The organism is Agromyces sp. Marseille-Q5079, assembly GCF_051016555.1.
Classification (GTDB): domain Bacteria; phylum Actinomycetota; class Actinomycetes; order Actinomycetales; family Microbacteriaceae; genus Agromyces.
Map to the genome: position 1 here is coordinate 227950 of NZ_JBPEJF010000003.1, position 12454 is coordinate 240403.

Below are 12454 nucleotides of genomic sequence, written 5' to 3' on the forward strand. Positions count from 1 at the left end.
CGTAGGGGCGGCAGGGGAGGGCCTGCCGCGCCCGGGTGCGGCGGCCGCCCGGCCGACTGTTAGCCTGTACCGCGTGAACAGCGGCATCCTCCTCGTCGACAAGCCGCAGGGGATCACCAGCCACGACGTGGTCGCCCGCACGCGACGCCTCGCGGGCACGCGCAAGATCGGCCACGCCGGCACGCTCGATCCGATGGCCACGGGCCTGCTGGTGCTCGGCGTGAACTCGGCGACCAGGCTCCTCACGTACCTCGTGGGCCTCGACAAGGAGTACGTCGCCACGATCCGCCTGGGCGCCGGCTCGACGACCGACGATGCTGAGGGCGAGCTGCTCGACGTGGCATCCGCCGAGCTCGTCGCGGCGGTCGACGACGCGCGCATCGCCGCCGGCATCCTGAAGCTGACGGGCGAGATCGAACAGGTCCCGAGCGCCGTCAGCGCGATCAAGGTCGACGGCAAGCGCGCCTATCAGCGCGTGCGCGACGGCGAGCAGGTCGAGTTGAAGAGCCGCAGGGTGACGATCTCGGCGTTCGAGGTGCTCGCCGCACGACGTGTCGACGGCTTCGTCGACGTCGACGTGCGCGTCGAATGCTCATCCGGCACGTACATCCGGGCACTCGCGCGCGATCTCGGCGCCGACCTCGGCATCGGAGGGCACCTCACGGCGCTCCGCCGCACGCGCATCGGGCGGTTCACGGTGGCCGAGGCGTCGGTGCTCGAGGAGCTCGACGTCGCGTCGGCGCTCATCGCAGCTGCGGATGCCGCAGAGCGGGCGATGCCGGTCGTGCGGCTGACCGACCAGCAGGCGATCGACCTCGGGCACGGCAAGCGCGTCGACGCCGACTCGGCACCGGCGACCGGCAAGGGCGAGCCGATCGCGGCGGTGGCCCCCGGCGGGCGGCTCGTGGCGATCGTCGAGCGTCGCGGCGAGACGCTCAAGGTCGTCGCCGGCTTCCCGGCCGACGAGGCCGCGTCGTGATCGAGTGGTTCATGTGGGTGCAGCTGGGCGTCGCGGTCGCGGCAGGCCTGCTGTGCCTCGGGCTGGGATTCGCCGGCCGCGTTCCGAGCGACCTGTCGAACGGCGCGCTCGCGCTCGTCGAACTGCTGCTCGTCGTGCAGGTCGTCGTCGCGATCGCGGCCCCGGCCTTCGGCAACACCCCGACGGGCAATCCGCTCGAGTTCGGCATCTACCTCTTCGCGGCGCTGCTCATCCCGCCCGCGGCGATCTTCTGGGCGCTGCTCGAACGCAGCCGGTGGAGCACGGTCGTGCTGGGCGTCGGCGCCCTGTCGGTCGCGGTCATGATCTACCGCATGTTCCAGATCTGGACCGTGCAGGCCGGCTGAGCGCGGTCTGAGAGAATTGAACGACATGTCCGAATCGCTTGAGCGCCCCGCCCCGACCGCCGCGGCCCAGAACTCGTCGAACCATTCGAGCCGCACGCCGTCCCGACCCCGCATGAGCGGTGCCGGGCGGGTGCTCGTGGCGGTGTACGCCGTGCTGGCGGTCGCCGCGACCGGGCGTTCGTTCTACCAGATCGCGACCAAGTTCGACGAGGCACCGGTGGCGTACGCGCTCTCTGCGCTCGCGGCCGTCGTGTACATCGTGGCGACCGTCGCGCTCGTCCGCCGAGGTCGCGTCTGGTACCGCATCGCCTGGGCGACGCTCGGGTTCGAGCTGACGGGGGTGCTCGTGGTCGGCGTGCTCAGCATCCTCGACCCGAACCTCTTCCCGCACGACACGGTCTGGTCGTTCTTCGGCCGCGGGTACGTGTTCATCCCGCTCGTGCTGCCCGTGCTCGGCATGTGGTGGCTCGCGCGGCATCATCCCGTCGAGGCCGGCGCATCGGCCGTCGACGACGAGACGGCACAGGGGGCGGATGCCGCATGAAGACCTTCAAGGGCCTCGCGGCCGTGCCCGCGGGCTTCGGCCCGAGCGTGGTGACGATCGGCAAGTTCGACGGGGTGCATCGCGGGCACCGCACGCTCATCGAGCGGATCCGCGCGATCGCCGACGAGCGCGGCATCATCTCCGCGGTGGTGACGTTCGATCGCAATCCGCTCGCGCTGCTCGCACCCGACAAGTGCCCCGACCCGCTCGTGAGCGTGCGCCAGAAGCTCGAGCTGCTCGCCACCACCGGCGTCGACGCCACGCTGATGCTGCCGTTCGATCGTGCGCTCGCGTCGGTGCCCGCGACCGAGTTCGTCGAACGCGTGCTGGTCGACGCCCTCCACGCCGAGGTCGTGCTCGTCGGGCGCGACTTCCGTTACGGAGCCCGTGGTGCGGGCGACGTCGACCTGCTCATCGACCTCGGACGCACGTTGGGCTTCACGGTCGAGGTGGTCGACGACGTGCGCCCCGAGGGCGAGCGTCGTGCGTCGTCCACGTGGATCCGCGAGCTGCTGGCCGATGGCGACGTGCGCCACGCCACGAGCCTCCTGGGGCATACGCCAACGGTGTCGGGCATCGTCGTGCACGGCGCGAAGCGCGGCCGCGAGCTCGGCTTCCCGACGGCGAACCTCACGCCCGAGTCGGAGGGGCTCATCCCGTCCGACGGCGTGTACGCGGGGTGGCTGACCGACGCGGGCACCCGCTACCCGGCGGCGATCTCGGTCGGCGACAACCCGACGTTCGAGGGCGTGGCGGCGAAGCAGGTCGAGGCGTACGTGCTCGACCGGGAGCTCGACCTGTACGACCACGTCGTCGACGTCGAGTTCGTCGAGCGCATCCGCGGCATGGTCGCCTTCACGTCGGTCCCCGACCTCATCGAGACCATGCGCGGCGACGTCGTGCGCGCGAGGGAGATCCTGGCCGGGCCCGTCGTCGACGGGCCGTAGACTCGATCGAGTGACATCCGCCCAGCCCCGTTCCCTGTGGGCCGGACGAACCCTCGCCCTCGTGGGCATCGTGCTGGTGGCGTTCAACCTCCGCACCGCCGTCGCGTCGCTGTCGCCGATCATCACGCAGCTCGAGGTCGACATCCCGCTGAACCCGACGCTCGTCGGGCTGCTCGGCATGCTGCCGCCGCTCTGCTACGCGGTGTTCGGCATCGTGACCCCGCTGTTCGCGAAGCGCCTCGGCCTCGAGCCGACGCTCGTCATCGCGTTGGCCGCGCTCACCGTCGGTCTCCTCGGGCGGGGCCTCGCGCCCGATGCGCTCTGGCTCGTCGCCGCGAGCACGCTCACGTTCGCGGCCATCGGCGTGGGCAACGTGCTGCTGCCCCCGCTCGTGAAGCGCTACTTCCCCGACCGCATCGGCGTGATGACGACGATCTACGTCACGGCCATGTCGGTGAGCACCTTCGTCCCGCCGCTCATCGCGGTCCCGGTGGCGGAGGCCGCGGGCTGGCGCGTCTCGCTGGGGGAGTGGGCGATCATCGCGGCGCTCTCCCTCGTGCCGTGGATCGCGTTGCTCGTGCACCCGCGGCGCCAGGCGCCCGCGGTCATGCCCGAGGAGGCCGAGCGCGGCCTGCTGCGCTACGCGGTCCGTTCGCCCCTGGCGTGGGCGATCACGATCACGTTCACCGTGTCGGGCTTCAACGCCTATGCGCTCTTCGCCTGGCTGCCCTCGATGCTGCCCGACCTCGCGGGCGTCTCCGCGGCCGAGGCGGGCGCGCTGCTCTCGCTGTACGCCGCGATGGGGCTGCCGGCCGGACTGCTCGTGCCCATCGTCGCGGCGAAGTACGGTCGCGTGCGACTGCTCGTCGGCATCTCGGTGTTCTCGCTCGTCGCGGGCTACCTCGGGCTGCTCCTCGTGCCGTCGGTCGCGACCTGGCTCTGGGTGGCGCTGGCCGGCCTCGGGCCGCTGCTCTTCCCGCTCTCGCTCGTGCTCATCAACCTGCGCACGAAGAGCCACTCGGGGTCCGTCGCGCTCTCGGGCTTCGTGCAGTCGGTGGGCTACCTCATCGTGGCGGTCGGTCCGCTGCTCGTGGGGCTCGTGCACGACGCGTCGGGCGGCTGGTTCTGGCCGCTCGTCATCCTGTCGGCCACCGCGGTTCCGGCCGCCGTCGCCGGGCTGGTCGTGTCGCGTCCGCGCATGTTCGAGGACGAGCGCGCGGCCCGATAGCGGGAGCCGGTCGCGCGTCGCCGGTTGGCGGTCGCGGCTCGCCGACCGCTCAGGCGAGCAGGTCGGCCTCGTGCACGAGCGCCGCCGCGCCGATCAGCGGGCCCTCGTCGGAGAGGCCCGAGGCCACGATGCGCGTGCGCGTGACGAAGTCGAACGTGGTGCGTTCTGCGAGGGCGGCGCGCGCGTGCTCGAACAGTGCGGGCGAGACGCGGCTGAAGCCGCCGCCGATGGCGACGACGTCGAGGTCGAGCAGGCTCGAGGCGGATGCCGCGGCCCGGCCGATCGCGGTGCCGGCGCGTTCGACCGCGGCGAGGGCGACCCGGTCTCCGGCGGCGTGGGCGACCGCGAGGTCTTCGCCGGTGGTCCCGGCGAAGCCGTGGCTGCGCGCCCAGGCCACGGTGCGCGGGCCGGAGGCGACGGCCTCGAGGCATCCGCGGCCCCCGCACGGGCAGGGATCCTCGAACCCGCCGACCTCGATGTGGCCGATGTGGCCGCCGTTGCCGGTCGGGCTCGGCGTGGCCCGGCCGCCGAGCACGAGTCCGCCGCCGACGCCGGTGGAGACGATCATGCCGAGCAGGTTGCCGGCACCGCGACCGGCGCCGACCCAGTGCTCGGCGAGGGCGATGCAGACGCCGTCCATGCGGAGCGTCACCGGAGTGCCCGGCAGGAGGCCGGCCACGAAGTCGCGAAGCGGGTACCCGCGCCAGGCCGGGACGTTCAGTGGGGAGACCGTGCCCGCGGCCACGCCGATCGGCCCGGCGGACCCGATGCCGACGCCGACGAGTTCGGCCCCGTCGGGGAGCGTGCCGTGCGTGGCGACCACGACCTCGCGGACGGCCTGCTCGAGCTGCGCGCTCGAGGCCGTCGGCCCCGTGGGCCGGCGACGGCGGGAGGCCCCGAGCACGGTTCCGGTGTCGTCGACGAGGGCGGCTTCGACTTTCGTGCCGCCGAGATCGACGGCCAGGGCGAGGGGGCGGGTCACCCCGCCAGCATAGGGCGCGCACGACCGGCGGCATCCTGCTCATATGAGCACGATCTGCCGCGAGTGTTGCCGATGAGCACGGGCGTGCCTACGCTGGGTACGGCGGAAGGACTGGTGTGGACGAGATCGACGAACTCCTCTCGATCCGAGCGGCGGAGCTCTACTACGAGGAGAACAAGACGCAGGACGAGATCGGGCAGGCCCTCCGCCTCACCCGGTGGAAGGTCGGCCGACTCCTCGCGCAGGCGAAGCAGCAGGGATTCATCCGCATCGAGATCGTGCACCCGCGAGCCAGGCGACTGCCCATCGAGCGGCGTCTCCGCGACGAGCGGGGGCTCACCGACGCGGTCGTGGTCTCCTCGGCGGGGGTCGCCTCGGCAGAGGAGCTGCAGTCGCGCACCGCGCAGGCCGCCGCCGACTACCTCACCTCGCTCCGCCCGGTGCCGCGCACGCTCGGCGTCAGCTGGGGCCGCACGCTGTTCGAGATCTCGCAGCACTTGCGCAACGGCTGGGCCTCCGGGGTCAACGTCGTGCAGATCAACGGCGGCGTCAGCCTGAACCGTCGCCCCGGCACGGCCGCGGCGACGGCCGTCGGCATCGCGCAGAAGGCGGGCGGCAGCGCCACCCTGCTGCCGAGCCCCGCGATCCTCGAGCGCCTCGAGACCAAGCACGCGATCGAGGCCGACCGGGTCGTCGCCGGCGTCATCGACCTCGCTCGCTCGGCCGACGCGTACCTCTTCAGTGCCGGTGCGGCCGACCACACGTCGGTGCACGTCGAGAGCGGGTACCTCTCCGAGGCCGACGTCGACCTCCTCGTGCAGAAGGGCGCCGTGGGCGACGTCGTCGGGCGCTACATCGACTCCGACGGCAACATCGTCGACGCGGCCCTCGATGCGCGCACGGTCGGACTGACGCTCGACGAGCTGCGCGCGGCCACCCTCGGCGTCGCCGTGATCGCCGGCCGCGCCAAGCACGCGGTCGCCGACGCGGTCGTGCGCAGCGGCCTCTGCTCGGTGCTGGTCACCGACGAGGCGACCGCCCTCCACCTTCTCGACGGCTGACGCCCGCCGTCGCCAACCGACTCCTCGAAAGTCAGGTCATCCCATGACAGGAACATCCCTCATCACCGCCCGGGAGCGCGCGCTCGCCGTGCTCGGCGGCGAGCCCGACGACGCGACGCTGCGCAGGTACCTCCACGGCATCCCCGGTGTCGACGCGGTCGGCCTCGAGCAGCGCGCCGCCGGCCTCGGCACGCGCAGCATCAAGACCACCTCCAAGCGGTGGGCGCTCGATCACATCATCTCGCTCATCGACCTCACCACCCTCGAGGGCGCCGACACCCCGGGCAAGGTGCGCTCGCTCGTCGCGAAGGCGCTGAACCCCGACCCGGCCGATGCGTCGACGCCCCGCGTCGCGGCGGTCTGCGTCTACGGCGACATGGTGCCGTATGCGATCGACGCGCTCGGAGCGGCGCACGGCGACCCCGACGACGGCCTCGTCTCGGTCGCGGCGGTGGCCACGGCCTTCCCGAGCGGCCGCGCGTCGCTCGAGATCAAGCTCGCCGACACCGCCGAGGCGGTCGCCGCCGGCGCCGACGAGATCGACATGGTGATCGACCGCGGCGCCTTCCTCGCCGGCCGCTACGGCCTCGTCTTCGACCAGATCGCCGCCGTCAAGGAGGCCTGCCGCCGTGCCGACGGCACGAGCGCGAGCCTCAAGGTCATCCTCGAGACCGGCGAGCTGGTCACCTACGACAACGTGCGCCGGGCGTCCTGGCTCTCCATCCTCGCGGGCGGCGACTTCATCAAGACCTCCACCGGCAAGGTCCCATCGGCCGCGACGCTGCCCGTGACTCTCCTCATGCTCGAGGTCGTGCGCGACTGGCACCTCGCCACCGGCCAGCGCATCGGCGTGAAGCCCGCGGGCGGCATCCGCACCTCGAAGGACGCGATCAAGTACCTCGTGACCGTCGCCGAGACCGTCGGCGAGGAGTGGCTCGTGCCGCACCTGTTCCGCTTCGGCGCCTCGAGCCTCCTCAACGACGTGCTGCTGCAGCGCCAGAAGCTGGCGAGCTCGCACTACTCCGGCCCCGACTACGTGACGATCGACTGAGACGAGATCATGAGCTTCCTCGAATACGCTCCCGCCCCCGAGTCCACGGCGGTCCTGAACCTGCGCGAGCAGTACGGCCTCTTCATCGACGGCGAGTTCGTCGACGGCCGCGGCACCCCGTTCCAGACCATCTCCCCGGCATCCGAGGCGCGCATCGCGACGATCTCGAATGCGAACGAGGCGGATGTCGCCGACGCCGTCGCCGCCGCCCGTCGCGCCTACGACCGCACCTGGTCGCGCATGAGCGGCCGCGACCGCGGCAAGTACCTCTTCCGCATCGCGCGCCTCGTGCAGGAGCGCGCCCGCGAGCTCGCGGTCGCCGAGTCGCTCGACAACGGCAAGCCCATCAAGGAGTCGCGCGACGTCGACGTGCCGCTCGTGGCGGCGTGGTTCTTCTACTACGCGGGGTGGGCCGACAAGCTCGACCACGCGGGCCTCGGGGCGAACCCGCGCGCACTCGGCGTCGCCGCCCAGGTGATCCCGTGGAACTTCCCGCTGCTCATGCTCGCGTGGAAGATCGCGCCGGCGCTCGCCGCGGGCAACACCGTGGTGCTGAAGCCGGCCGAGACGACGCCGCTCACGGCGCTCATCTTCGCCGAGATCCTGCAGCAGGCCGACCTGCCGCCCGGCGTCGTGAACATCATCACGGGTGCGGGCGACACCGGCGCCGCGCTCGTCTCGCACGAGGGCGTCGACAAGGTCGCGTTCACCGGATCGACCGCCGTCGGCCGCGCGATCGCGAAGCAGATCGCCGGCACCGACAAGAAGGTCACCCTCGAGCTCGGCGGCAAGGCCGCGAACATCGTCTTCGACGACGCGCCCATCGACCAGGCGATCGAGGGCATCGTCAACGGCATCTTCTTCAACCAGGGCCACGTCTGCTGCGCGGGCAGTCGCCTGCTCGTGCAGGAGAACATCCATGACGAGGTCGTCGACCGCCTCAAGGCTCGCCTGTCGACGCTGCGCCTCGGCGACCCGCTCGACAAGAACACCGACATCGGCGCGATCAACTCGCGCGAGCAGCTCGAGCGCATCCGCGAACTCTCCGACGTGGGCGTCGCCGAGGGCGCCGAGCGCTGGAGCGCGCCGTGCGAGATCCCCGAGAACGGATTCTGGTACGCGCCGACGATCTTCACGGGCGTGCAGACCTCGAGCCGCATCGCCCGGGAGGAGATCTTCGGCCCGGTGCTCTCGGTGCTCACGTTCCGCACGCCCGCCGAGGCGATCGCCAAGGCGAACAACACGCCCTACGGCCTTTCGGCCGGCATCTGGACCGACAAGGGCAGCCGCATCCTCGCGGTCGCCGACCAGCTTCGCGCCGGCGTGATCTGGGCGAACACGTTCAACCGCTTCGACCCGGCGTCGCCGTTCGGCGGCTACAAGGAGTCGGGCTACGGCCGCGAGGGCGGCCGTCACGGGCTCGCCGCGTACCTCGCCCCGGCGGCGATCGGCGGTCAGGCCTCGGTGACCCGATCGGCGTCGCGCGCGGCGGTCGAGTCGGCGGCGACGGATGCCGCGGCCGAGCCGAAGACCCGTCGCACCCGTGCGACCCGAACAGCCAAGGCCGCGACGAAGGGATCGAAGCGATGAGCCGCCTCGCCGTGCCGAAGACGTACAAGCTCTACATCGGGGGAGCGTTCCCCCGCAGCGAGTCGGGGCGCACCTTCGAGGTGCTCTCCGCCTCGGGCGCCTTCCTCGCGAACGCCGCGAAGGCCTCCCGCAAAGACGCCCGCGACGCGGTCGTCGCCGCGCGCGCCGCCGTGGGCGGATGGGCGGGCGCCACCGCGTACAACCGCGGACAGGTGCTCTACCGCATCGCCGAGCTCCTCGAGGGGCGTCGGGCGCAGTTCGTCGCCGAGATCGAGGACGCCGAGGGCGCGACCCGCGCCGCGGCATCCGCCCAGGTCGACGAGGCGATCGACCGCTGGGTCTGGTACGCCGGATGGGCCGACAAGTACGCCCAGGTCGCGGGCAACGCGAACCCGGTCGCGGGCCCCTACTTCAACATCTCGGTGCCCGAGCCCACGGGCGTCGTCGCGGTCGTCGCGCCGCAGGACTCCTCGCTCGTGGGGCTCGTCTCGGCGGTGGCGCCCGCCCTCGTCGCCGGCAACGCGGTCGTCGTGGTCGCGAGCGAGCGGTTCCCGCTGTCGGCGATCAGCCTCGCCGAGGTGCTCGCCACGAGCGACGTGCCGAAGGGCGTCGTCAACGTGCTCACCGGGTCGCCGGCCGAGATCGCGCCGTGGCTCGCGAGCCACGCCGACGTGAACGCGCTCGACCTGGTCGGCGCGGGCGACCTCGACTGGATCGACCTCGAGATCGCGGCCGCCGACACCCTGAAGCGCGTGCTCCGGCCCGAGCAGGGTCCGGATGCCGCGGCGCCGGCGCTCGGCCGCATCACGGCGTTCACCGAGACGAAGACGGTCTGGCACACGAAGAGCATGCGGTAGGCGCCACGATGTCCGGACGCGATGGAGCTTCCGATGAGCGGGGCCGGCTCTCGTCCGATCCGTTCGACTACCGGCTGACGGGCCGCGGCGGCGTGATCGTGTATCGCGGCGGCCGGCCCGTCATGACGGTCGGCGGCGGCGACGCCGCGCGACTCATCGACGCCCTGCAGCGTGCGGACGATTCACAGGCGCAGCACCTGCTGGCGCGGGCGAGCGGCAACTATCGTCGAGGGAACGAACGGGCCTGACGCGCCGCGTCGGTCTCGGAACGGGGGACTCGTGCGCGTACTCGTGACCGGTGCGACCGGCTACATCGGCGGCAGGCTCGTGCCGCGCCTGCTCGCAGCGGGCCACGAGGTGCGCGTCCTCGTGCGCCGACCCGAGCGGTTGCGCGAGGTCCCGTGGGCGGCATCCGTCGACGTCGTGACGGGAGACCTCGCCGACGCGGCCGCCGTCGACGCCGCGACCGCCGGCATGGACGCGGTCTACTACCTCGTGCACTCGATGGGAGGGCGCGGCGACTTCGAGCAGACCGAGCTCGCGATCGCGCGCACCGTCGCGGATGCCGCGTTCCGCCACGGCGTGCGCCGCATCGTGTACCTCGGCGGGCTGCATCCCGAGGGCGGGCGGCTCTCGCGGCACCTCCGTTCGCGGGCGCAGGTCGGCGAGGTGCTCCTGCGCTCGGGCGTGCCGACGATCGTGCTCCAGGCGGGGGTGGTCATCGGGTCGGGATCGACGTCGTTCGAGATGATCCGCCACCTCACCGAGGTGCTCCCGTACATGCCCGCTCCCCGGTGGGTGCGCAGCTTCATCCAGCCCATCGCGGTGCGCGACGTGCTGCACTACCTCGTCGCCGCGGTCGACGTGCCGTCCGAGGTGAACCGGGCCTTCGACATCGGCGGACCCGACGTGCACCGCTACGGGCAGCTCATGAACGGGTACGCGGTCGAGGCCGGCCTGCCGCAGCGGCCGATCGCCGCGCTGCCGGTGCTCACGCCGTGGCTCGCCGGCCAGTGGGTGAACCTCGTCACGCCGATCCCTCGGCGGCTCGCGGTGCCCATCATCGAATCGCTGCAGTTCGACTGCGTCGTGCACGACCACGACATCGACGACGTCATCCCGCCGCCCGCCGAAGGACTGCTGCCGTACCGCACCGCCGTGCGGCTGGCGCTCGAGCGCGAGCGCGCGGGCGAGGTCGAGACGAGCTGGCGCAACGCCGAGGTGGCCGGCGCGCCGAGCGACCCGCTGCCGAGCGATCCAGACTGGGCCGGGCACACCGTGTTCGTCGACGAGCGGCGGCGGGACTCCTCCGCGAGCCGGGCGTCGCTCTGGCGCGTGATCGAGGGCGTGGGCGGCGAGAACGGGTGGTACTCCTTCCCGCTCGCCTGGGCGCTGCGCGGGTGGATCGACAAGCTCACCGGCGGGGTCGGCCTGCGTCGGGGGCGTCTCGACCCCGAGACGCTGCGCGTGGGCGACGCCGTCGACTTCTGGCGCGTCGAGGCGATCGACCGTGGGTCCTTCCTGCGGCTGCGCGCCGAGATGCGGGTGCCGGGGCGGGCCTGGCTCGAGCTCTCGGCGGCGGAGGCGCCGGGCGGCGGCTCCGCGTATCGCCAACGGGCGGTGTTCTTCCCGAAGGGGCTCGCGGGCCGGCTCTACTGGTTCGGCATCCTGCCGTTCCACGGCGTCATCTTCGCCGGGATGGCGAACCGGATCACGGCGGAGGCGGAGGCATCCGAACGCTCCGAAAAAAGATAACGAAACGGTAACGCTCTTTGCTAGAGTGACGGGAACCATCGCGCAGGGACGCGCGATCGGTGGAAAGGCCCGACCCGTGACTCGCGTTCCCGGCGCGATCGACCCGACGATCGCACCCCCTGAATCCCAGCTGCCCGTCTCCACGATCACGGCATCCCGGCCGCTCGAATCGGCCGCGTCCGCCCGCAGGAGGCTCGACCTCCATCCGCCGAGGCGGCTCGTGCGCGTGCTCCTCGGGGCGGTGGGCGTCGCGGGCGTCTCCGCCCTCATCTTCATCCTCGGAACGCCCACGAGCGCCACGGCCATCGACGTGTTCGGCGCGCTCCGGGGCCCCGGGGAGCCCGCCCTCATCATCGGGCACCGCGGCGACCGCGCGGAGGCACCCGAGAACACGATGCCCTCGCTCGAGCTCGCCATGGACCGGCTCGCCTACGTCGAGACCGACGTGCAGCTCAGCCGCGACGGGGTCCCGATGCTCTTCCACGACACCGACCTCGAGCGCATCACCGGCGACGACGCCTCGGTCGGCGACCTCGACGCCGACGAGCTCGGGCGGCTCGACGTGGGCGCCTGGTACGGCCCCGAGTTCGCCGACGAGCGGATGCCGACGCTCGAGCGGTTCCTCTCCGCCCTCGCCGACCGCCCCGACGCCCGGGCGCTCGTCGAGCTGAAGGCCGACTGGACGAACGACGAGGTGCGCACGGTCGTCGACCTCGTCGAGCAGTTCGGACTGCGGGGCCGGGTGGTGCTCGAGAGCTTCAGCCTCGAGACGCTCTTCGCCGTGCAGCGGGTCTCGCCCACGACGCCACGCATCATGCTCATCCGCGAGCTGCCCGCCGATCCGGTGCCGATGGCCGAGCGGCTCGGCCTCATCGGCTACGGCACGACGGCGAGGTCGGTGACCGCCCAGCCGCAGGCCCTGGTCGCGCTGCACGAGGCCGGGGTCGCGGTGCTCTGCTACACGCTGAACACCGAGGACCGGTGGGAGGAGGTCGGCGCGCTCGGCGTCGACGGCATCATCACCGATGAGCCGAGCGAGCTCGACGAGTGGCTCGCCGTGACCGCGCCCGGCACCTGATCCGCGCCCGTCAGTGA

The 12454-nt window shown here is 72.3% G+C and carries 13 protein-coding genes; 12 read left to right on the forward strand and 1 reads right to left on the reverse strand.

Annotation, left to right across the window (positions count from 1 at the left end):
• Window positions 1–64 precede the first annotated feature (64 nt).
• The 5 genes from truB to ACR3IO_RS08560 are packed head-to-tail and all read left to right on the forward strand — an operon-like array spanning window position 65 to window position 4063.
• Window positions 65–979: a tRNA pseudouridine(55) synthase TruB gene (gene truB, locus ACR3IO_RS08540; RefSeq protein ID WP_434071168.1), complete on the forward strand. Its 915-nt coding sequence runs from the start codon at window positions 65–67 to the stop codon at window positions 977–979.
• Window positions 976–1344: a hypothetical protein gene (locus ACR3IO_RS08545; protein ID WP_434070766.1), complete on the forward strand. Its 369-nt coding sequence runs from the start codon at window positions 976–978 to the stop codon at window positions 1342–1344. Before truB ends, ACR3IO_RS08545 begins: the two co-directional genes overlap by 4 nt.
• Window positions 1345–1369: 25 nt before the next feature.
• Complete coding sequence (locus ACR3IO_RS08550; RefSeq protein WP_434070767.1) at window positions 1370–1888, forward strand: hypothetical protein; 519 nt, start codon at window positions 1370–1372, stop codon at window positions 1886–1888.
• Window positions 1885–2835: a bifunctional riboflavin kinase/FAD synthetase gene (locus ACR3IO_RS08555; protein WP_434070768.1), complete on the forward strand. Its 951-nt coding sequence runs from the start codon at window positions 1885–1887 to the stop codon at window positions 2833–2835. Before ACR3IO_RS08550 ends, ACR3IO_RS08555 begins: the two co-directional genes overlap by 4 nt.
• 10 nt (window positions 2836–2845) lie before the next feature.
• The gene (locus ACR3IO_RS08560; protein ID WP_434070769.1) at window positions 2846–4063 is read left to right on the forward strand and encodes an MFS transporter; all 1218 of its coding nucleotides are present in this window, start codon (window positions 2846–2848) and stop codon (window positions 4061–4063) included.
• Between the two features lie 49 nt (window positions 4064–4112).
• Here ACR3IO_RS08560 and ACR3IO_RS08565 read toward each other — a convergent pair whose 3' ends face one another.
• The gene (locus ACR3IO_RS08565) at window positions 4113–5045 is read right to left on the reverse strand and encodes an ROK family protein (RefSeq protein ID WP_434070770.1); all 933 of its coding nucleotides are present in this window, start codon (window positions 5043–5045) and stop codon (window positions 4113–4115) included.
• Between the two features lie 116 nt (window positions 5046–5161).
• Between ACR3IO_RS08565 and ACR3IO_RS08570 the strand changes: the two genes are divergently transcribed.
• From ACR3IO_RS08570 to ACR3IO_RS08600, 7 genes are all read left to right on the forward strand, one after another.
• Window positions 5162–6106: a sugar-binding transcriptional regulator gene (locus ACR3IO_RS08570; protein WP_434070771.1), complete on the forward strand. Its 945-nt coding sequence runs from the start codon at window positions 5162–5164 to the stop codon at window positions 6104–6106.
• Window positions 6107–6149: 43 nt separating this feature from the next.
• The gene (gene deoC / locus ACR3IO_RS08575; RefSeq protein ID WP_434070772.1) at window positions 6150–7157 is read left to right on the forward strand and encodes a deoxyribose-phosphate aldolase; all 1008 of its coding nucleotides are present in this window, start codon (window positions 6150–6152) and stop codon (window positions 7155–7157) included.
• A gap of 9 nt (window positions 7158–7166) precedes the next feature.
• Window positions 7167–8747: an aldehyde dehydrogenase family protein gene (locus tag ACR3IO_RS08580; protein WP_434070773.1), complete on the forward strand. Its 1581-nt coding sequence runs from the start codon at window positions 7167–7169 to the stop codon at window positions 8745–8747.
• A complete protein-coding gene (locus ACR3IO_RS08585; RefSeq protein ID WP_434070774.1) occupies window positions 8744–9604 on the forward strand; it encodes an aldehyde dehydrogenase family protein in 861 nt (286 codons plus the stop codon). Before ACR3IO_RS08580 ends, ACR3IO_RS08585 begins: the two co-directional genes overlap by 4 nt.
• A gap of 8 nt (window positions 9605–9612) precedes the next feature.
• On the forward strand, window positions 9613–9852 hold the full coding sequence (locus ACR3IO_RS08590; RefSeq protein WP_434070775.1) for a hypothetical protein: 240 nt from the start codon (window positions 9613–9615) through the stop codon (window positions 9850–9852).
• Between the two features lie 31 nt (window positions 9853–9883).
• Window positions 9884–11359 (forward strand): SDR family oxidoreductase, encoded by a 1476-nt coding sequence (locus ACR3IO_RS08595; RefSeq protein WP_434070776.1) that lies wholly within the window; start codon window positions 9884–9886, stop codon window positions 11357–11359.
• Window positions 11360–11435: 76 nt separating this feature from the next.
• The gene (locus tag ACR3IO_RS08600) at window positions 11436–12437 is read left to right on the forward strand and encodes a glycerophosphodiester phosphodiesterase (RefSeq protein WP_434070777.1); all 1002 of its coding nucleotides are present in this window, start codon (window positions 11436–11438) and stop codon (window positions 12435–12437) included.
• Window positions 12438–12454 lie beyond the last annotated feature (17 nt).

Bases quoted from the DNA above. Each gene is read 5' to 3' on its own strand.
- ACR3IO_RS08550 (WP_434070767.1), top strand. From the start codon at position 1,370: ATGTCCGAATCGCTTGAGCGCCCCGCCCCGACCGCCGCGGCCCAGAAC.
- ACR3IO_RS08590 (WP_434070775.1), top strand. From the start codon at position 9,613: ATGTCCGGACGCGATGGAGCTTCCGATGAGCGGGGCCGGCTCTCGTCC.
- ACR3IO_RS08555 (WP_434070768.1), top strand. From the start codon at position 1,885: ATGAAGACCTTCAAGGGCCTCGCGGCCGTGCCCGCGGGCTTCGGCCCG.
- deoC (WP_434070772.1), top strand. From the start codon at position 6,150: ATGACAGGAACATCCCTCATCACCGCCCGGGAGCGCGCGCTCGCCGTG.
- ACR3IO_RS08580 (WP_434070773.1), top strand. From the start codon at position 7,167: ATGAGCTTCCTCGAATACGCTCCCGCCCCCGAGTCCACGGCGGTCCTG.
- ACR3IO_RS08585 (WP_434070774.1), top strand. From the start codon at position 8,744: ATGAGCCGCCTCGCCGTGCCGAAGACGTACAAGCTCTACATCGGGGGA.